The sequence below is a fragment of the Kitasatospora sp. NPDC001683 genome, assembly GCF_053596495.1.
In genome coordinates this window covers 21,153-40,916 of record NZ_JBSFGK010000071.1, presented here as the reverse complement: position 1 = coordinate 40,916, position 19,764 = coordinate 21,153, and the positions used below count along the sequence as shown (strand labels likewise).

Genomic DNA, 19,764 nt, shown 5'->3' with positions numbered 1-19,764 from the left:
GGCCCACCCCCCTCCGGGGGGCGGCGTCCAGTATGTGGCGGGGGGGGGGCTTGCCGCGCCCGACCTCGGTGGCGCTGAAGATCCGGCCCTCGAAGCGGCCGTACAGTCCGGTACGGCCCAGGGTGTGGCGCATCTTCTCGTGGCTGCCGCTGGACGCCACACACGTGGGGAGCCGGATCGCGTCCAGCGCCTCCACCAGCCCGTCCACCGGCGTCAGCCCGGCGTCCACGGCCTCGGCGTGCAGCTCCCGGAAGCGCTTGTCGAACAACGTCGCGGCCTCCTCACCGAGCCGCTCGGCGACCACCGCGTGGTTGGCCGCCTCCGACCGCCCGACGAACCGCTCGATCACCTCGGCCTCGGTCAGCGGCCAGCCGAACTCCTCCCCCAGCTGCACCAGGACGCGGACGGCGATGATCTCGCTGTCCACCAGGACGCCGTCACAGTCGAATATCACCAGCTCTATCGGGTCGATCATCCAGACAGCATAGGGGCGGGCCCGATCCGGTCAGGACCCCGGCGGCGGGAAGTTCGTCGCCGACTGCGGAACGCTGTCCGGCAGGTGCAATGGGTTCGAGCACGGGTAGCTCGCCACGACGGCCTTGGCGTACTTCAACGCGAAGTCGAGGGCCGCCCGGTGAAGCGTCTCCGACCTCGGCCCCTCGGGACCGCCCGTGCTGATCACGACGTGCACGTACGGCCGACCCATGCGCGTGTTCTCCGGGTTGTCGCACCGGAACCCGAGATCCGCGAAGTACGGCCCGCTCCACCCCTGCACGTCCGCACCGAAGTCGAGCCGGCTCTGACCCGGGAGGTTCAGCTGCGAGCCTGCGCCGTCGGTGTAGTGCATGGTGGACTCGTCCATCAACTGCACGTCGACCAGCACCAGGGACTTCTCCGGGTTCTGGTGGAGATTGCACCTCTGATCCTCGATGCCCGGGCGAAGGCGTTCCCCGTGCCCGTTCAGGTAGTGCTCGACGAACGTCCTGGGCAACTCGTCCGTCAGCGGTGCGAGGTCGTCCCGGGTGAGCACCGACCAGCAGGCACTGGTCGACAGCGCCGCCGGCGCGTGAGCCGACCGCCACCACCACCCGAACCCGGCCCCGGCGAGAACCACCCCCGCGACCCCGGCGGCGAGCCACCGCCGCCGGCGCCGCCTGTCCTCAGCCACTGACGGCCCGGCCGAAGCGGTCCGCGGCGTAGGTACCGCCGGTCAGCACGCTCTTGGCGGCCCCTGTGGCCAGCGCCTGGACCCGCTCCTGATTCAACCCCGTTCCCTGCGCGGCCTGTTCCACCGTCTTCTTGGCGGAAGCGGCAGCCGCGTTGAAGCCCGCGTCGTCGGCGTTGCTGATCAGACCGGTGGAGATGTCCGCTATCGCCTGGCTGGTCGCCTGCGCCTGCGCCTCCCACATCTCGTGCGCGGCCTGGACCGCCCCCACGATCGCCCAGTCCTTGGACATGCCCTGGAGGCTGCTCTGGAGGTCCTTCCACACGTCCTTGGTGGCCTTGTCGAAGTCGGTGTGCAGAGTGCCCGCGCTGGTCCCCGCCTTGCGCAGCGCCTCCGGGCTCACCTTCACCGTCGGTCCGCCGGGGGCCGCCGTGGCCACCGGGGGCGGCGTCCATCCCGGGGCCGCCGTACCAGCCGCCGCGGCGGCGAGGTCCGGGAACTGCTTCTTCGCCGACTCCGTCAGGTTCCCGGAACTGTCGAAGAGCCACGGATTCATCTTGCGCTCGAAATCCAGATCAGTCACTCGTTCCCGCCCCCAAACCGTGTGGCCCCGGCCGACGAATAGCCCATTCGTTCGACCCCATGGCAGCCTAACCATTGGTCTTTGTTGCGTAAAAAAGTTGAGCGAAATTTGAGCGCGTAGCCGACGCCAAGCCGGAAGGGCCCGGCGGCCTGAGCCGCCGGGCCCCTCTCCACCGATGAGGCGTCAGCTGGCCTGGATCGAGGTGTCGTCGATCACGAAGCTCGTCTGCAGCGAGGAGTCCTCGACGCCGGTGAACTTCAGGGTGACGCTCTGGCCCGCGTAGGCCGAGAGGTCGAAGGTGCGCTGCTGGTAGCCGGTCGCGGCGTCCACGTTGGAGTAGGTCTTCAGCGTGGTGCCGTTCACCGACACGGTCAGCTTGTCGTACGCCGTCGCGCCCGCCTCCGCGGTGTCGATGTGCAGCCAGAAGCTCAGCGTCGCCTTGCAGCCCGCCGGGATCGCCACCGATTGGGACAGCGTGTCGGTGTGGCTGCTGCCGTAGCCGTCCAGGTACGCCTTCCAGCTGCCGCCGTGGGCCGGCTCGGAGGAGCCGTTGTCGATCACACCGCTCGAAGCCGCCCACGGCACCGCCGAGCCCGTCTCGAAGCCCGGGTTGCCCAGCAGCTGCGCCGGGGTGCAGGAACCGCCACCACCGGTGGTGACCGCCCAACCGAAGCTGGTGGTGGCCGACTTGCCGGCGGCGTCGGTGACGGTGACGGTCACGGTGGAGCTGCCGGCGGTGGAGACGGTGCCGGAGATCAGGCCGGTCGAGGAGTTGATCGACAGCCCGGCCGGCAGGCCGCTCGCGGCGTAGGTCAGCGGGGCGGTGCCGCCGGAGGCGTTGATCTGGAGGTTCACCGCCCCGCCGACCGCCGTGGACTGGTCACCGGGGCTGGCCACCGAGACGGCGGCGCCGGCCGGCTTGGTGAGCAGGCAGCCGGGCACGGTGAGGTCGACGGCGCGGCTGGAGTTCAGGCAGGTGGTGAACCAGTAGGTCTCCTCGCCGTAGCTCTGGCCCTTGGTGGCCGTGGTGGTGCCGTCGGCGGCGACCTCGCACGGGTTGTTGAGGGTGCACATCTGGCCGTCGTCGTTGCCGGTGTTGTTGATGCCGACGATCCGCCCGCTCGCGGAGTCGATGATCGGCGAGCCGGAGGTGCCGTGCGTGGTGTTGCAGCCGGAGCTGTAGCGCAGCGAGTCGTGCCAGGTCCACTGGTCCTCGCGCAGGGTGGGCACGAACCCGTTGACGGAGCAGTTCCAGACCTGCTTCCAGTACGAGGACGGGATGTACATCGAGGATCCGTCGACGGGGTGCGCGTCGTTGATCGTCAGCGCGGTGGCGCCGTACTTGGAGGTGATCGAGCCGTAGGTGTCGGTGAGTCGGTAGAGCGCGACGTCGGTGCCGGTCATCGTCGCGTAGATCACCCGGTCGGCCTGGACGGTGCCGAGGCTGTTGCCGGCACCGTCCAGCAGGGTGCCGCTGCGGCTGGCGCTGACGTTCTGGATGACCTGGCCGGCCGAGGGCATGGTGGGCAGGCAGTGTCCGTTGGTGAGCATCATGGCCCGGTCCCCGTCCACCGAGGCGGGGAACCGGACCAGCGAGGCCGAGCAGTCGTCCAGGGCGATGGTCGACGTCAGGTCGGCCGCCTGGACGGCGTGCGCGGGGGCGGCGGCGAAGGCCAGCCCGCCCGCAACGACGGCGGTCGCGCCGGCCACCGCGACAAGTCTCTTGAACATGGCTCTCCTTGTGGGGGATCGCGGAGTGCCCGGCTGGTCGCCGAGGTCCGCGCCCGCACGAAAGTGCCATGGTCACTTCAAGCGGTCAACGGTTCCTGCACAACTCGCCACCGGCTGGCGCATGTTGTGCCATCGAATGACAACCACCTGTCCCGGTATGCCCGTTACGGACTACGGCTGCGGGAATGAGTTCGGGTCCACGTCGTTGGTCTTGGCGTTGCCGTCGGCCACCGGCTGAAGGGTGATCGACCAGGACGTCGAGGTACTGCCGGTCTCGAACGGGAAGTTGTCCTCGAACTTGGTGAACGCACAGCTCTGCGTGAAGGCCTTGGTCGCGGAGTCCCAGTCCGCACCCTCGGAGACGTAGACGTCGTACGTCCCGTCCTCCACGCCCTCGATGCTGGCCTTCTGTCCCTTGGCCACGAACATCGAGTGCACCGTCTTGCCGTTCAGCACGAGCGAGACGACCGCATCCGTCTTGCCGCCGTTGTCGACCTTGAACACGCCCTCGCCGCGCAGCTTGCCCGTGCTGACCATCGTGCCGTTGTCCAGCGAGCGGGACTGCTGCTTGGGCAGCTCGGGGACGGTGAGGCTCGCCGAGTAACCGGCCGCTGCCAGTTTGGTGAGGAGCGCCGACACCGACGCCAGCCCCTGCGAGGCACCCAATTTGGCCTCCGCCGAGCTCAGGGCGCAGACGTCCCTGGCCTTGATGGCGCCACGGACACCCGCGACGTCGTCCTGGAACACGCTCAGCGCGATCGCCAGGTCATGCCTGTCCTCCGTGACCGCGGCCGGGGCGTCCGCGATGTCCAGAGCCCTGTAAGCGCTGTGCGCGGCGGTGCCGAGGGTGCTGAGCACGGCGTCGAAGTCGCTCAGGCTCTTGGCACCGGGGATCTGGGCCAGCGCGCTGTTGACCGGATCGATGTTCTTGCTGAGCACCGGACCGAACGGCACCTCGCTCGGCGTGGCCTTCGAGGAAGGCCCGCCCGCGGACGTGGCCCCGCCCGCCGCCGTACCGCCGGTCGACCCGCCCGAGCAGGCCGCGAGCAGCAGCGCCGAACCGATGGCCAGACCGGTCTTGCCGATGGACTTCATGATCCCACCCCAGTGACGCCCGGCGCACACTGCGTGCACACCCCTGCGACATGGTGCCGACCACGAACCATCCCGGTCAACCCGTTTCGGCCGATCACCCGAAGGGGCCGCCCCGGCCCACCCATCCGGGTCAACTACGATCGGGCCCGTGCTCAGTCTCACCGGACTCCCCCTCCAGATCATCGCCTCGGTCATCGCGATCGTCGTCTTCGCCGCCACCATGTGGTTCTGGCCGAAGTTCGGCGGGAAGGGCTGGAAGTCCTGGCTGGGCCGGATCGGCGCCTTCCTGGCCACCCAGCTCTCGGTGCTGGCCGCCATGGGCCTGATCGCCAACAGCTACTTCGGCTTCTACAGCTCCTGGACCGACCTGCTCGGCACCAGCGGCGGGCTCGGCACGGTGGTCGACCACCAGCCCAACGCCTCCGGCGTGTCCATCACCGGTGAGCAGAAGTTCTACTCGGCCCAGGGCTCGGACCGCGACCGCTCCGGCCTGATCCAGAAGGTCGACGTCAAAGGAGCCGGCAGCGGCCTGAGCACCGAGGCGTACGTCTACCTCCCGCCGCAGTACTTCCAGCCGGGCTACGCCAAGCAGCGCTTCCCGATGGCCGTGGTGCTCACCGGCTACCCGGGCACCCCGGAGAAGCTGATCTCGCTGATGCAGTACCCGGCGTCCACCCTCGACGCCATCGAGCAGAAGAAGCTGCCGCCGACCATCCTGGTGATGACCCGCCCCACCCTGGTCGGCGACCGGGACACCGAGTGCGTCGACGTGCCGAACGGCCCCCAGGTCGAGACCTTCTTCACCAGCGACCTGCCCAAGGCCCTCGCCACCACCTACCGGATCGGCACCGACCCGGCCAACCGGGCCGTGATCGGCAACTCCACCGGCGGCTATTGCGCGCTCAAGTTCGCGCTGCGCAAGCCCGACTCCTACCCGGCGGCGGTCGCGCTCTCCGGCTACTACAGCGCCGCCCACGACCCGACCACCGGCGACCTGTTCGGCGGCGACGACAAGCTCAAGCAGGAGAACGACCTGCTGTGGCGGCTGAAGAACCAGCCGGCCGCCCCGGTCTCGCTGCTGCTGACCACCGCGTACGACGAGAACAACTACGACGAGACCAAGGCCATGGTCGCCGCCTTCAAGGCCCCCACCAAGATGTCCACCATCACCCTGGACACCGCCGGCCACAACTTCCACACCTGGACCCGGGAGATCCCCCCGGCCCTGGAGTGGCTGGGCAAGCACATCACCATGCCGGCCGCCGCGTAGGACCCACCCAGGGCACCGTCCCGGGGAAACGGGGATACGGAGAAAGCGGCGCAGATCACCTGATCCTCCCGAGGAGGCCCCGGTCTTCTGGCCGGGGATGAATCGGGGTTCCGTAGAAGCCGGGACGGCTCTGAGAGCGAAGCTCGGAAGCGAGTTTGACGGTTCGTCTTACTCATGCGGGTTCCATGTGTAAGGCTCGGGCCGTGAGGGTGGCGTACAAGTGCCGGGCATACCCGGCCCCTGAGCAGGCGGCCATGCTGGGCCGCACGTTCGGGTGCGTGCGCCTGGTGTGGAACAAGACCCTCGCGGAACGCCACCGGGCGTACCACGGGACGGCGTGAAGACCTCGTACAAGCAGACCGACGCGGCGCTGACGGCGCCGAAGAAGACGGACGACCTGTCGTTCCTGTCCGAGGTGTCGTCGGTGCCGTTGCAGCAGACACTGCGCCACGTTCTCGAACTTCTTCGCCGGACGGGCGAAGTACCCGCGTTTCAAGTCCCGCACCGCGCGGCAGTCCGCGCACTACACGCGCTCCGCGTTCCGCATGAAAGCGGGTGAGCTGTGGCTGGCCAAGACCAGTGCGCCGCTGGTCTTCGTGTGGTCGTTCGGCGATGTGGACGTGACCGCACTGGACCCGACGATGGTGATCGTCTCCCGCGACCCCGACGGCCGCTGCTACGTGACCTTCGCCCTGGACACCGATGAGAACACCGCTTTGGAACCGCTCGGCCACGCCATCGGCGTGGACCTCGGGCTGAAGGACTTCGCCGTGACCTCGGATGGGGAGCGGATCGCCAACCCCCGGCATCTGGAACGCAAGCTCGCGAACCTCAAGCGGTACCAGCGCAGGATGGCCCGCTGCCAGCGCGGCTCCAACAACCGAACCAAGGCCAAGGCGAAGGTCGCCCGCGCCCACCGCAAGGTCAAGAGCGCCCGCCAGGATTTCCTGCACCGCGCCAGCACCAACCTGGTCCGCAAGGCCGGCGTGATCGCCATAGAAGACCTGAACGTGGCAGGCATGGCCAAGAACCGGAAACTGGCCCGTTCCGTCTCCGACGTCGGCTGGGGCGAGTTCCGCCGACCGCTGGAGTACAAGTGCGAGCGCTACGGCCGACAGCTCGTCGTGATCGACCGCTGGTACCCGTCGTCCAAGACCTGTAGTGGCTGCGGACATCTGCTCGCTGAACTCAGCCTCAGCACCCGGCACTGGACATGCCCTGCCTGCCGCACCCGGCACGACCGGGACAGCAATGCGGCGAAGAACATCCTTGCGGCTGGTCGAGCCGTAGCCCGAGGCGACTCGGGCGATGCCTGCGGAGCTGGTGTAAGACGGCAAGGGGCATCCCTTCCGCTGTCGGCTGTGAAACAGGAAGCATCCCAACCGGTGCGCTCACGCGCAGCGGCTCAGCCGCAAGGCTGAGGGGGCTCCCCCGCCCTCAGGCGGGGGAGGAAGTCAAAGCCTCGTCTCACGGTTCTCTCAGCCGCGCCACGCACCATATGGCGCATGACCACGAGCAGCTACTCCCCGCCAGCCGGCGATCCGTGGCCCGAGGCCGCGAACTACCCGCCGCCGGAGATGCCGCAGCCGGACACCAGCCGGCCGACCCCGGCGCCGCTCTTCCCCGAGCAGCCCCTGCCGCCCGTCGGCCCCAAGGGCCCGGCCTCCTGGTCCGGACGGCTGCGCACCCTCCCGGCCCGCGCCTGGCGCGGCCGGGCGGACGACCCGCGCTGGGTGCGCCCGGCCCTGCTGGCACTGATCGCCGCGACCGTCGTCCTCTACCTGTGGGGCCTGGGCGCCTCCGGATGGGCCAACGCCTTCTACTCGGCCGCCGTCCAGGCCGGCAGCCAGAGCTGGAAGGCCTTCTTCTTCGGTTCCTCCGACGCCGGCAACTTCATCACCGTCGACAAGCCCCCGGCGTCGCTGTGGCCGATGGCGCTGTCGGTGCGGATCTTCGGCCTCTCCTCGTGGTCGATCCTGGCGCCGCAGGCGCTGATGGGCGCCGCCACCGTCGGCGTGCTGTACGCCACGGTGCGCCGCCGCTTCTCCCCGCTCGGCGGCCTGCTGGCCGGCGCCGCGCTGGCGCTCACCCCGGTCGCGACGCTGATGTTCCGCTTCAACAACCCGGACGCGCTGCTGGTGCTGCTGCTCACCGTGGCCGCGTACGGGATGGTGCGGGCCATCGAGACGGCGAGCACCCGGTGGCTGCTGTTCACCGGGGCGGTGTTCGGCTTCGCCTTCCTCACCAAGACCCTGGCGGCGTTCCTGATCCTGCCCGCCTTCGCGGTGATCTACCTGGTCGTGGCCCCCACCGGCTTCTGGCGGCGGCTGCGGCAGACCCTGCTCGCGGGCCTGGCCCTGGTGCTCTCGGCCGGCTGGTGGGTGGCGATCGTCGAGCTGCTGCCCGCCTCGGCCCGCCCGTACGTCGGCGGCTCGCAGGACGACAGCTTCCTGTCCCTGACCTTCGGCTACAACGGCCTCGGCCGGGTCGACGGCAACGAGCGCGGCAGCGTGGGCGGCGGCGGACACCTCCCCGCCGGGCTCGACCTGCCGGCCGGCGCGATGCACAACCGGGGCTGGGGCCAGACCGGCATCACCCGGCTGTTCGGCAGCGACATCGGCGGGCAGATCGCCTGGCTGATGCCGGCCGCGCTGATCCTGCTGGTGGTCGGCCTGTGGGCGACCCGCCGCCACGCCCGTCCGGACACCGCGCGCGCGGCGTTCCTGGTCTGGGGCGGCTGGCTGATCTCCACCGCGCTGATCTTCAGCTTCATGTCCGGGATCTTCCACCAGTACTACACGGTGGCGCTGGCCCCGGCCGTCGCGGCGCTGGTCGGCATGGGCGCGGACGGGCTGTGGCGGGCGCGGCACCGGCTCCCGTACGCGCTGCTGCTGGCGGGCGTGCTCGCGGTGACGGCGGGGTGGGCGTTCGTCCTGCTCGGCCGCAGCTCCGGCTTCCTGCCCTGGCTGCGTTGGGCGGTGCTGGTCGGCGGGCTGGCGGCGGCGGCCGCACTGGTCGCCGGGCAGTACGCCGGAAGGGTCTCCGGCCGGACCGGCGCGCGGATCGCCTCGGTGGCGGGCCTGGTGGGCCTGGCGGCGGCGTTCGGCGGTCCGGCCGCGTACGCGGTGGACACCGTGAGCACCGCGCACAACGGCTCGATCATCACCGCCGGGCCGTCCGTGAAGGGCGCGTTCGGGCCGGGATCGTTCGGGCGCAAGGGCGGCAAGGGCGCGATGGGCAACGGCCGGATGTTCGGCCAGGGCGGCCAGGGCGGTCCGGGCGGCTTCGGCGGCCAGGGCTTCCCCGGCGGCCAGGGCGGTCAGAACGGCCAGGGCTTCCCCGGCGGCTTCCCCGGCGGCCAGGGCACCCACGGCTCCGGCCGGGGCTCCGGCGGCGCCAACACCCCCGGCAGCCACCACGAGCGCGGTGCCGGAGGCGGCAGCAACGGCGCCCCCGGCGCCAACGGCTTCCCCGGCGGCCAGGACCCCGAGGGCACCGGCCCGGGCGGCTTCGCCGGCGGCATGGGCGGCCTGCTCGGCGGCACCAAGGTGAGCGACGAGGCCGCGGCGCTGCTCTCGCAGGACGCCGACCACTACACCTGGGCGGCCGCCACCACCGGTTCGCAGAACGCCGCGAGCTACCAACTCGCCACCGGCAAGCCGGTGATGGCCCTCGGTGGCTTCAACGGCACGGACCCCTCGCTCAGCCTGGACGGCTTCCAGAAGTACGTCCAGGAGGGCAAGGTGCACTGGTTCATCGCCGGCGGCTCGCACCGCGGCTTCGGCGGCGCGGGCGGCGAGGGCGACGAGGGCGGTCAGCAGACCGAGGCCGCCCAGATCGAGGCCTGGGTGACCGGCCACTTCACCGCCAGGACGGTCGGCACCGCCACCTTCTACGACCTGACGGCCCCGAAGTCCTGACGGCCCCGAAGCCCTGACTCCGGAATCCTGATCCGGGAGCTTGATCCCCGCTCCCGGACCGGGCTCCGGAGTCCTCACCCGGGAGTCCACGCTCCGGGAAACCCTGATCCCGGAGACTCGACTCCCCCCGGGGGCGTGCCGCGTTCGCGCGGCGCGCCCCCTGTTCCTCGACTTCCGCACTGCTGCGGCATGGCCTTCCGGTCGGCCTCGGTGACGCCCGCTCAGCCGCCGATCGCGGACATCGGCCGCTCGGGCCGGACGAAGTCGGCGCTGCCGATGGCGTGTCCGGGCCCCTTGCCGGCGACCGAGGCCCGCCAGGCCTCCTCGATCCGGCCGTCGTCCGCGCCGCCGCGCAGCAGGGCGCGCAGGTCGGACTCCTCGGTGGCGAACAGGCAGTTGCGCAGCTGCCCGTCGGCGGTCAGCCGGACCCGGTCGCAGCCGCCGCAGAACGGGCGGGTGACGGAGGCGATGACCCCGATCACCGTGTCCGTCCCGGCGATCCGCCACTCCTCCGCCGGGGCGTTGCCGCTGCGTCCGACCGGCAGGAGGTCGAAGCGCTCGCCCAGCCGGGCCAGGATCTCGTCGGCCGTCACCATCGCGGCCCGGTCCCAACTCCCCTGCGCTTCCAGCGGCATGGACTCGATGAAGCGCATCCGGTAGCCGTGTTCGACGGCGAAGGACGCCAACTCCGGGATCTCGTCCTCGTTCACCCCGCGCACCGGCACGGCGTTGACCTTCACCGGGTCCAGTCCGGCCGCCTTCGCCGCCGCCAGTCCGGCGAACACGTCGCCGATCCGGTCCCGCCGGGTGAGCGCCGCGTACCGGTCCGCGCGCAGCGTGTCCAGGCTGACGTTCACCCGCCCCAGCCCGGCCTCCCGGAGCTGAACGGCCGTACGTGCCAGGCCGATCCCGTTCGTGGTCAGCGACAGCTCCACCCCCAGCCCGGCCAGCCGTCCGACCAGCCCGGGCAACCCCCGGCGCAGCAGCGGCTCCCCGCCGGTGAGCCGCACCGAGCGCACCCCAAGCCGCCGCACCGCGATCCGCACCAGCCGGACCACCTCGTCGTCGTCTAGCACCTCCGCACGGGGCAGCCAGTCCAGGCCCTCCGCCGGCATGCAGTAGGTGCAGCGCAGGTTGCAGCGGTCGGTCAGCGAGACCCGCAGGTCGGTGTGGACCCGACCGAAGCGGTCCACCAGCGGGCGCGGTGCGGTGTTCATCGACCCAGTACAGGGGCAAGCGCGCCGCCGGACCAGCGGCCGAACCGCCGGGGAGCACCCCCGACCTGCGCCTTCGTCCTGTGGATTCGTACAAGTCGCGAACCGCTGCACGACCGGGCCCGGACCGGGCAGGCTGGGCGCATGCAGAACACACCGCCCGCCGTCCCGGCCCTCGTCCTCGCCGCCGGGGGCGGACGCCGGCTCGGCGGGCGGCCCAAGGCGCTGATCCGGTACGCGGGCCGGCCGCTGGTGGAGCACGCGGTGGCCACCGTACGGGCCGGCGGCTGCCCGGACGTCACGGTGGTGCTGGGCGCGGAGCGCGAGCGGGTCCGCTCCACCGCGCACCTGCCGGGCTGCCGGCTGGTGGCCAACCCGGACTGGGCCGAGGGCATGGGCTCCTCGCTGCGGGCCGGGCTGGCCGCGCTGGCGCCGGACGCCCCGGCGGTGCTGGTGATGCTGGTCGACACCCCGGGCGTCACCCCGGCCGCGGTGGCCCGGCTGCTGGCCGCGCACCGGGCCGGCGCCGAACTGGCCGCGGCGGCGTACGGCGGGCGGCGCGGGCACCCGGTGCTGATCGGCGCGCGGCACTTCGCCGAGGCCGCCGAGGGCGCCGCCGGCGACACCGGGGCCCGCGCCCTGCTGGCGGCGCACGCCGCGGAGCTCGTCCTGGTCGAGTGCGCGGACGTCGCCGTCCCGGACGACCTGGACACCCCCGCCGACCTGGCCCGCTGGTCGGCCCGCTGACGTGCTCCGCAGGCCCGCCGCGCATCCTCCCTGCGAAGGGTCCGGCCTCGCCCTCCCCGGTCACCGCCCCCTGATCCGTCCCTGAGGATTGCCCCATTCCGCGCCCAGAGCCGGACGTTTCGGGGAGCATGGGATGCATCCACCCACCCGACACCGACGGACGGAGCCCGCGATGGCAGGACTGCCCGACGACTTCACCGGACACGACCCCGCGCGGCCAGGGCCCGGGGCGGGCGGTGGCGCCCGGGCGATCCGCTGCCCCGCCTGCCGCCGCGAGCACCTGTACGAACCGCCGGCGCTGCCCTGCCCGTGCGGCGCCTCGCTGAAGGTGCCGCTGCTGCGCGGCGGGGTGCCGGTGCAGGTGCGGTTCCGGTCCTGGGAGGACTCCTGGCTGAGCATGCGCTGCCCGCACTGCGGCCGCTCCGACCAGTGGCCGCAGCCCGAGTTCACCTGCAACTGCGGCGCCACCGTCCGGCTCCCGGTGGACCGCACCACCCGGCTGGGCAACGGCACGGCCGGACCGCTCGCCGCCCCCGGCCCGCAGGCCTCCCGCCCGTACCCCGCCCACCCGATGAACACCCCGGTGCCCGCCCCGCCCGCCCCGCCCGCGCCCCCCGGCGGCTCGGCCGGCGGCTCCCGCCCCTTCCGGCACCGCACCCCGTTCCGGCCCCACCCGGTGCGCACCTCGCAGGACGCGGTGTTCACGGCCGCCCGCTACCTGGAGTGGCTGGGCTTCGACGACCTGGAGCTGACCGAGGCCCAGGAACGCGACGGGGTCACCCTGCTGGGCAGCCGGATGGTCGCCCAGGTCGACACCTGGACCGAGCCCGCCGACGTGAAGTCGGTCGAGTGCCTGTGGCTGCAGACCCTGCACGCCGAGGAGATGGCCGCCGCCATGTTCACCCTGGCCGGCTACTCCCACCAGGCCACCGTGCGCGGCGAACAACTGCTGGTCGCCCTGTTCAGCCTGGACCTGGCCGGCGTGCCGCAGCCCGCCAACGGCGCCGCGGAGGCCCTGATGGAGACCGGCTGGACCTCCTGAGACGGGACATTGCCCCCCTAGATCATCTCGTCCGGAAAATCAACAACCTCCGCTCGTGATCTGGTGCACAAGCTCGCCCCCGTGTTGAATTGCCGCCACAGCGCGGGCCTTTCGCCCTGCCGTCGCCATGCGCACGGGTCGTGGCGGCAGGGCCCCAGGGGCAGGTCCGCGCCCTGCTGGATGGCGCACACAAGGAGGTGGCGTTGTCGGAGCACGGATGGAGCCCGAACGGCCCGGACGAACGGGGGCGGGCAGCAGCGGAGGAACCGGGCGACACCGTGTGGCGGCTGCGGTCCCGGGGGTGCTGGCAGGAGGCCGCCGAACTGCTGCGACCCGCCGCCGAACACGATCCGGCCGTCGCCCTCGCACGGGCCGAACTCCTCATCGAACAGTGCCTGTTCACCGCCTCGCAGTGGACCCAGGCGGAACAGGCGTTACGACTCGCCGAAGCCCTGGCGCAGGGCACCGAACAGCGCGCGGCCGCCGCCTGCGCCCGCGGCTTCCTCGCCTACCTCGCCAGCGTGCTCGGCCCGCGCGACCGGCTGGACGAGGCGCAGGCGGCACTCGGCCGCACCTCGGCCCTGCTGCCGCCGGACGCCCCGGGCCGCCCGCTGCTGGACTTCCGGCGCGGACTGGTCGCCGAGAACCTGTTGCGCGACCGCGGCGCCGCCTGGATCGCCTACCGCCGGGCGCACGAGGGCGCCGGCGAGCGCGGGGACGAACTGCTGCGCTCCTACACCTGGCGGCACCTCGCCGCGCTGGCGCTCTCCCGCGGGGACCGCGGCAACGCCCGGGAGGGCTTCGACGCCTCGCTGCGGCTGCGCGAGCAACTCGGCTTCACGGTGGGGGTGGCGCCGGCGCTCGCCGCGCTCGCCGAGGTGTCCGAGCCGCCGGAGGCCGTACGGCTGCGCGCCGAGGCCGCCCGCCTGGTGCACGCCCTGGGCGGGGTGCCGGTCTGGCTCGCGCGCCAGCTGGGCATCTCGCGCACGCCGGGGGGCACCCCGCGCACGCCGGGGCGCGCGCCGGGGGCTCCCCCGGATGGGCGCATCGCCAGCGAGACCGGAGGGACCATCAGCTAAGGTGAGGCTAACCTGTCCGGAGTGAGCAGTGCCCCGGACAGGTCGCCTTGCTGTTCCCCGGGCACCGCCGTGCCCCGGTCCGGCCGGGCCCCGGCGTCCCCGTGGCCGGGCCGCCGGGCGGTCCTCCGGCGGCCCCGGTCGACCCGATGGGGCCCGCCCATGACCGCGAGCAGCACCCGCCCCGGCCCCGCGCCGTGCGCCCCCCGCACCACCCAGGCGCACACCCCGGCCCACGCGCCGGACACCTCCACCCCCTGCGTCCCCTCGTACCACCGGCTGACCGCGCTGACCCCGATCCTGGACGTGCGCTGCGCCCCACCCCGCCGGGGCGGCGGCTGGCTGCCCGTCGCCGACCTCACCACGGACCCGGCCGCGGTGCGCGAGCTGATCGCCCACGACGCCCGACGGGGCCTCGCCCGCTACGGCCGACCGCTGCGCCCGGACGTCGCCGCCGGCTTCGGACTGCACCGCCTGGTCTGGTCGGTCTCACTGCTGTTCACCGTGCCGTGGTTCCTGGAACGGCGCGTGCCGCTGCTCGGCCCCGGCGACGTCTCGCTGCGCCGCGACCCCGCCTCGATCGAGCTGACGGTGCGCCCGGAGGCCTTCGGCTGCCTGCCGGACGACCCGGCGGCCGGCTCGCCCGAGGCCCGTACGGCGCCGGACGGGGCCGCACTGGCGGCCGAACTGCGGTACGCGCTGGGCGAGTTCCTGGCACCCGTGCTGGCCGCCTTCGGGCCTGCGGTGCGCCGCGGACCCCGGGTGCTGTGGGCGATGGCCACCGACGCGGTGGTGGAGGGGCTCTGGTACGCGGGTGGGCTGCTCGGGGAGCAGGAGCGGGCGCGCGCCGAACTGTCCGCGCTGCTGGCAGCCGGGGGCTCGACCTCCGAGCCAGCGCGCACGCCCGGCGCGGGCCAGGGCCCCGCTCCCGCCCCGGCCCCCTTCACCCCGGGCGCCGGTTTCGCGCCCCCGACGCCCGCCCGCACCGGCGCTTCGGGTACGGCCCGGGCCCGGGCCAGCTGTTGCCTCGTCTACACCGTGGAACCCGGGGCAATGTGTGGCGGCTGCCCCCGCGTCACGCGGCGTTGACGGAAATGCGTGCGATTCCAGATTCGAAAAGCCCGCAATTCCGGGAACCTCCCACGCCGAATTCATATGACCATGCGATTTGTGATGGGTCAGAAATCCCTCTCCCCAGCGCATTGACGGCGAATCGGCCATTCGCTCGCCAGGCATCCGCCATGATGGTCCCCGCCCCGCTGCCGGAACGCAGCGGCGGCGCAGGAACGCGACGCAGAAAGCGAGGCTGGTTCCGGCGATGAAATTGTCCGACATACCGCTCGGCTGGGCCGTCACCGGGGTGGCGGGGCTGCTGGTCAGCGCCCTCCTGGTGGCCCTGGCCCGGAGCCGGGGATCCGCCGCCGGCGGGGATTCCTGGGAGCGTTCCGAGGAACGGCGCCGCAACAAGGAGTCCCTGTACGGCGCCGCCTCCTACACGCTGCTGTTCTGCTGCGCCGGGGTCGCGGCCGCGCTCTCCTTCCACGGACTGGTCGGCTTCGGCGTGCAGAACCTCGGCCTCTCCGGCGGCTGGGAGTACCTCGTCCCGTTCGGGCTCGACGGCGCCGCGATGTTCTGCTCGGTGCTCGCCGTCCGCGAGGCCAGCCACGGCGACGCGGCGCTCGGCTCCCGGCTGCTGGTCTGGCTCTTCGCCGGCGCCTCGGCCTGGTTCAACTGGGTGCACGCCCCGCGTGGCTTCGGCCACGCCGGCGCCCCGCAGTTCTTCTCCGGCATGTCGCTGTCCGCCGCGATCCTGTTCGACCGCGCGCTCAAGCAGACCCGCCGGGCCGCACTGCGCGAACAGGGCCTGGTGCCCCGCCCGTTGCCGCAGATCCGCATCGTCCGCTGGCTGCGCGCCCCGCGCGAGACCTACGCGGCCTGGTCGCTGATGCTCCTGGAGGGCGTGCGCAGCCTGGACGAGGCGGTGGACGAGGTCCGCGACGACAAGCGGGAGCGCGCGCTGGAGAAGGAGCGGCGCAAACTGGCCGGGCGCCGCGAGCGGGCCGAGATCCGGGCGATCAACCGCGGCGGCAGCCACTGGCGCGGACGCGGCGGCGGCGCACGGCAGTTGGAGTCGGCCGGCTCGGAGCCCGCGATAGCCGGCTCAGCCGAGGCCGGTCGCGAGGTCGAGGCCGGTGTACGGGGAGCCGGTGCCCGGGAAGCCGGTGCGCGCGAGGTCGAGGCGGCCGAGGGCACCGTCGTCCAGCCGGGCCTGCCGGCCCGTCCGGAGCGGCGCACCATCGACCTCACCGTCGACGAGGACACCGTCACGCTGCCCCGGCTGGACTCGCTGGAGCGCAAACTGAAGGACCTGGAGCAGCAGTTCGGCTGATCCGTTCCGGGCCGGCCCCGGCCCGGAACGGTCAGGCCGCGTTCGACCCGCTGAGCTCGAACCACATCCGCTTGCCGGATCCGCGCGGCTCCACGCCCCAGGAGTCCGCCAGCGCCTCGACCAGCATCAGCCCGCGCCCGGAGGAGGCCTGCTCCCCCGGCGTCCGGCGGGTCGGCCACAGGTCCGACTCGTCCTCCACCTCGACCCGCAGCCGGGCCCGGCCGCCGTCCGAGGCCGGCTCCCGGTAGAGCCGGGCGGTGAACATGGCGTCCCGGTCGGTGTGCCGGATCGCGTTGGTGACCAGTTCGGAGGAGAGCAGCTCGGCGGTGTCGATGAACTCGGCGACGCCCCAGCGGCGCAGCGCGTCGCGCAGTTCGGCGCGGACCTCGGCGATCCGCGCCAGGTCGGCCTGGCCGATCCGGCGGCGCAGCTGCTGGGCGGCGAGCCCGCCCGCCGGGCCGTCCCAGCGCAGGAGCAGCAGCGCTATGTCGTCCTCGCGCTCGCTGGAGTCGGCGGCCTGGGAGGCGATCCGGTCGGCCAGTTCCTCCAACGGGTCGCGGGCCGCCTCGTCGGCGAGCGGCAGCGGGCGGGCCAGGGCGCGGGTCAGCCGTCCGATTCCCTCGTCCAGGTCCATGCCGCGGGCCTCGACCAGGCCGTCGGTGCACAGCAGCACCGTCTCGCCCGGGTCCAGGCTGAACCGGGTGACCCGGTACTCCTGGTCCGGGTCGATGCCCAGCGGCAGCCCGCCGGCCACCGGCACCACGGCGGCGGTGCCGTCCGCGCGGCGCACCACCGGGTCGAGGTGGCCGGCACGGACCGCGTAGACCACGCCGTAGTCCACGTTGACCTCGGCGTAGGTGCAGGTCGCGAAGTGGTCGGTGTCCAGGTCGGCGAGGAAGCGGGAGGCGCGGGCCATCACCGCGGCGGGCGGGTGGCCCTCGGCGGCGTAGGCGCGCAGCGCGATCCGCAGCTGGCCCATGATCCCGGCGGCGTGCACGTCGTGCCCCTGGACGTCGCCGATCACCAGGCCGACGTGCCCGCCGGGCAGCGGCACCACGTCGTACCAGTCGCCGCCGATCTGCAGGCCGGAGCCGGCCGCGAGGTAGCGCACCGCGGTGGTCACGCCGGGGATGGAGGGGACGGTGCGCGGCAGCATCACCCGCTGCAGGCCGGCCGCCAGCTCGTGCTCGGCGTCGTGCAGCCGGGCCCGGGCCAGCGACTGGGCGACCAGCCCGCCCAGGGTGGTCAGCAGGGTGCGCTCGTCGGCGTCCAGTTCGCGCTCGTCGTCGAAGCTGACCACGCAGACGCCGATCGCCCGGCCGCTGGCCACCAGCGGCAGGTAGGCCCAGGAGCCGCGGCCGGTGCGGCTGGTCTGTTCCCAGACGTCGGGGTGACGGTCGCGGAAGTCCTCGCGACTGGAGATGAAGACCGGGACGCGGTGCTTCAGCGCCTCGGCGGCCGGGTGGCCGGCGGGCAGCACGGCGCGGTCCCAGACGGCGAGCGCCTGGGAGCGGTAGCCGGAGGCGCCGAGGATCCTGGCCCGTCCGGCCTCGAAGGAGGCGAGCACCAGGCCGTCCGGCGGCAGTCCGGGCAGCGGCAGCTCGGTGAACACCCGGGCCACGTCACGGACGGTGACCGCTTCGGAGAGGGCGCGCGCGGCCTCCTTGATGAACCGGGAGCGCTCCTCGCGCAGCAGGGCGAGCCGGTCGGCCCGGTCGCGCTTGTGCAGCTCGACGGTGGCGTCCCAGACGAAGCCCACCATCCGGGAGGCGCGGCCGAAGGCGTCCGCGAGCACCCGGCCGCGGAAGCGCACCGCGCGCATCGTCCCGTTCGGCCCGACGGTGCGGTAGTAGGCGCCGCACTGACCCAGCTCGGCCACCGCGCGCTCGACCCGGCGGCGCACCACGGGCGCGTCCTCGGGGTGCAGCAGGGACAGGAAGGAGGCGGCGGTGCGGTCGAAGCGGTCCCGCTCGACGGCGTCCAGGCCGATGATCGCGCAGGCCCGCTGGTCGCCCTCCAGGACGTCGCGGCGGATGTCCCAGTCGAAGGAGCCGATGCCGTTGGCGGCCATCGCGGGCTCCAGCCAGTCCGGCATGGAGTCGGCGGAGGAGGGCGGCAGTCCGCCGGACAGCACCGGCGCCAGCCGCCCGGAGGCGAGCACGGGCGGCGTGCGCACGGAGTTGCGGCGGGTGGCCTGCGCGGGCGGGCGGGCGGCTGGCGGCGACTCCACGGCGGGCGCGCCGGGAGGAAGGGCCGGCCCCGGCGACTCTGGCTCAGTGGGCATGCTGCTCCTGCCGCTGCCGTGGCGGACCGCGCCGACCGTCCGGACGGGCCGCGTGGCGGTGTGATGGGTCGTGCTGGATCGGACGGTGCCGACGGACGGTGGTCAGTCGAGGTTCGGTCTCCCCGCTGCTTCCCGCACGTGGACACACATTCCCACCATCCTGTCCAATGTTCGGCCGAGCGGCAATGCCAACGGGCCGGAAATCTTGTGCCCCACCTTGTGTTCAGGGCTTGCTTCGGGAACGGATCGATCGATGGCGAACGACCCTGCGGGCCTGGGCGGTTGGGTGCGCGGTCGTCGCCGCGGTCGTCGTCGCGGTCAGCGCTGCGGTCCTCGTCGCGGTCATCGTCTCCGTCACGGCGTGGCGAGCTCGAACCAGGTGACCTTGCCGTCGCCGCGCAGCTGCACGCCCCAGGAGTCCGCGAGCGCCTCCACCAGCAACAGGCCTCTGCCGGAGGTCGCGTACTCGGCCTCCGGATCGCGCCGGCGCCCGGGCAGCCGGCTCGCGCCGTCCTGCACCTCGATCCGCAGCCGGCTGTCCGAGCCGAGCACGGCGTCGAAGACCGCGCCCTTGGTGGTGTGCAGCAGCGCGTTGGTGACCAGTTCGGAGGAGAGCAGTTCGGCGGTGTCGGACAGCTCCGGCACCCCCCAGTGGCTCAGCGCCGTGCGCAGCCGGTGCCGCACCGCACCCACCGCCACCAGGTCGGCCGGGTCGAGCGTCAGGTGCAGTCGGCGGTGCAGCGCGCACCCCGGGGCCGGCGCACCCGGCAGGTCCGCCCCGGTGCTGGTACTGGTGCTGGTGCTCGTACCGCTGCCGGCGGCTGGCCCTCGGGCCGGCCCGGACCGGTAGGCGTCGCCCGAACTCGTCCGCTGCCGCGGGAATCGCGACTGACCGTCCATCACCACATTCCCCCGCCCTTGAATCCGGACCCCCGCCTCCGGATCCCCCGCCGGCCGGGTGGCCCCCTCGTTCTGACCACCCATCCTCATGCCCAGTTGACGGCGTTTGCAACAGTGTGCGTCCGATCACGTGGGGTGAAAGGGGCACGGGGAGGTTCACGTGATCCAACTGCCCGCGCCGGACAGGTTTGCGAAGCGCAGAGGCTGTTTTCGAGCCCGCCCCCACCCGATCCCGCGCACGCCCGGCGCCCGTACGGCCCGCGCGCCCGCCCCTGCCACCACCGTGCGCCAGCCCGGTGTCCGCCCCCTCGGCGCCCCGCGCGCCCGCCCCTTTCCGGACCCTCAGCC

Annotated in this window: 14 protein-coding genes and 3 pseudogenes; 8 read left to right on the top strand and 9 right to left on the bottom strand. The window is 72.9% G+C overall.

Going from position 1 to position 19,764, the window contains the following annotated elements:
• From ACWCYO_RS30055 to ACWCYO_RS30030, 6 genes and pseudogenes are all read right to left on the bottom strand, one after another.
• A partial coding sequence (locus tag ACWCYO_RS30055) for an HAD family hydrolase (RefSeq protein ID WP_449785947.1) occupies positions 1 to 475 on the bottom strand: 475 nt, incomplete at its 3' end.
• A 30-nt stretch (positions 476 to 505) separates the two neighbouring features.
• Positions 506 to 1,114: a hypothetical protein gene (locus ACWCYO_RS30050; RefSeq protein WP_449785946.1), complete on the bottom strand. Its 609-nt coding sequence runs from the start codon at positions 1,112 to 1,114 to the stop codon at positions 506 to 508.
• Between the two features lie 46 nt (positions 1,115 to 1,160).
• A complete protein-coding gene (locus tag ACWCYO_RS30045; RefSeq protein ID WP_449785945.1) occupies positions 1,161 to 1,748 on the bottom strand; it encodes a hypothetical protein in 588 nt (195 codons plus the stop codon).
• 183 nt (positions 1,749 to 1,931) lie between these two features.
• Positions 1,932 to 2,660, bottom strand: a pseudogene (locus tag ACWCYO_RS30040) (putative Ig domain-containing protein); the annotation flags it as partial.
• A gap of 201 nt (positions 2,661 to 2,861) precedes the next feature.
• Positions 2,862 to 3,479: pseudogene (locus ACWCYO_RS30035) on the bottom strand (S1 family peptidase); the annotation flags it as partial.
• A gap of 171 nt (positions 3,480 to 3,650) precedes the next feature.
• On the bottom strand, positions 3,651 to 4,574 hold the full coding sequence (locus ACWCYO_RS30030) for a hypothetical protein (RefSeq protein ID WP_449785944.1): 924 nt from the start codon (positions 4,572 to 4,574) through the stop codon (positions 3,651 to 3,653).
• A gap of 148 nt (positions 4,575 to 4,722) precedes the next feature.
• Here ACWCYO_RS30030 and ACWCYO_RS30025 point away from each other — a divergent pair, with 148 nt between their 5' ends.
• From ACWCYO_RS30025 to ACWCYO_RS30015, 3 genes and pseudogenes are all read left to right on the top strand, one after another.
• Positions 4,723 to 5,844 carry an alpha/beta hydrolase gene (locus ACWCYO_RS30025; protein ID WP_270147947.1) on the top strand — a complete coding sequence of 374 codons (1,122 nt, stop codon included), beginning with the start codon at positions 4,723 to 4,725 and terminating at the stop codon, positions 5,842 to 5,844.
• A gap of 185 nt (positions 5,845 to 6,029) precedes the next feature.
• Positions 6,030 to 7,265 (top strand): annotated as a pseudogene (locus ACWCYO_RS30020) (RNA-guided endonuclease InsQ/TnpB family protein).
• Between the two features lie 84 nt (positions 7,266 to 7,349).
• Positions 7,350 to 9,764 (top strand): glycosyltransferase family 39 protein, encoded by a 2,415-nt coding sequence (locus tag ACWCYO_RS30015; protein WP_449785943.1) that lies wholly within the window; start codon positions 7,350 to 7,352, stop codon positions 9,762 to 9,764.
• A 221-nt stretch (positions 9,765 to 9,985) separates the two neighbouring features.
• Here ACWCYO_RS30015 and moaA read toward each other — a convergent pair whose 3' ends face one another.
• Positions 9,986 to 10,981 (bottom strand): GTP 3',8-cyclase MoaA, encoded by a 996-nt coding sequence (gene moaA / locus ACWCYO_RS30010; protein WP_270147943.1) that lies wholly within the window; start codon positions 10,979 to 10,981, stop codon positions 9,986 to 9,988.
• A 141-nt stretch (positions 10,982 to 11,122) separates the two neighbouring features.
• Here moaA and ACWCYO_RS30005 point away from each other — a divergent pair, with 141 nt between their 5' ends.
• From ACWCYO_RS30005 to ACWCYO_RS29985, 5 genes are all read left to right on the top strand, one after another.
• Positions 11,123 to 11,725, top strand: coding sequence for a nucleotidyltransferase family protein (locus tag ACWCYO_RS30005; RefSeq protein WP_449785942.1), 603 nt, complete (start codon positions 11,123 to 11,125; stop codon positions 11,723 to 11,725).
• Positions 11,726 to 11,897: 172 nt separating this feature from the next.
• The gene (locus tag ACWCYO_RS30000; protein ID WP_449785941.1) at positions 11,898 to 12,767 is read left to right on the top strand and encodes a hypothetical protein; all 870 of its coding nucleotides are present in this window, start codon (positions 11,898 to 11,900) and stop codon (positions 12,765 to 12,767) included.
• A gap of 203 nt (positions 12,768 to 12,970) precedes the next feature.
• Positions 12,971 to 13,846, top strand: coding sequence for a tetratricopeptide repeat protein (locus ACWCYO_RS29995; RefSeq protein ID WP_405000735.1), 876 nt, complete (start codon positions 12,971 to 12,973; stop codon positions 13,844 to 13,846).
• A gap of 159 nt (positions 13,847 to 14,005) precedes the next feature.
• Positions 14,006 to 14,932: a (2Fe-2S)-binding protein gene (locus tag ACWCYO_RS29990; RefSeq protein WP_449785940.1), complete on the top strand. Its 927-nt coding sequence runs from the start codon at positions 14,006 to 14,008 to the stop codon at positions 14,930 to 14,932.
• Between the two features lie 229 nt (positions 14,933 to 15,161).
• Entirely contained in the window at positions 15,162 to 16,232 is a 1,071-nt protein-coding gene (locus ACWCYO_RS29985) for a DUF2637 domain-containing protein (protein ID WP_449785939.1), read from the top strand.
• Between the two features lie 31 nt (positions 16,233 to 16,263).
• On the opposite strand, the gene ACWCYO_RS29980 is transcribed toward ACWCYO_RS29985, so the two are convergent.
• Together ACWCYO_RS29980 and ACWCYO_RS29975 are read right to left on the bottom strand one after the other, a co-directional pair.
• Positions 16,264 to 18,516 (bottom strand): SpoIIE family protein phosphatase, encoded by a 2,253-nt coding sequence (locus ACWCYO_RS29980; protein WP_270147935.1) that lies wholly within the window; start codon positions 18,514 to 18,516, stop codon positions 16,264 to 16,266.
• 354 nt (positions 18,517 to 18,870) lie between these two features.
• The gene (locus tag ACWCYO_RS29975) at positions 18,871 to 19,416 is read right to left on the bottom strand and encodes an ATP-binding protein (protein WP_449785938.1); all 546 of its coding nucleotides are present in this window, start codon (positions 19,414 to 19,416) and stop codon (positions 18,871 to 18,873) included.
• Positions 19,417 to 19,764: the final 348 nt, after the last annotated feature.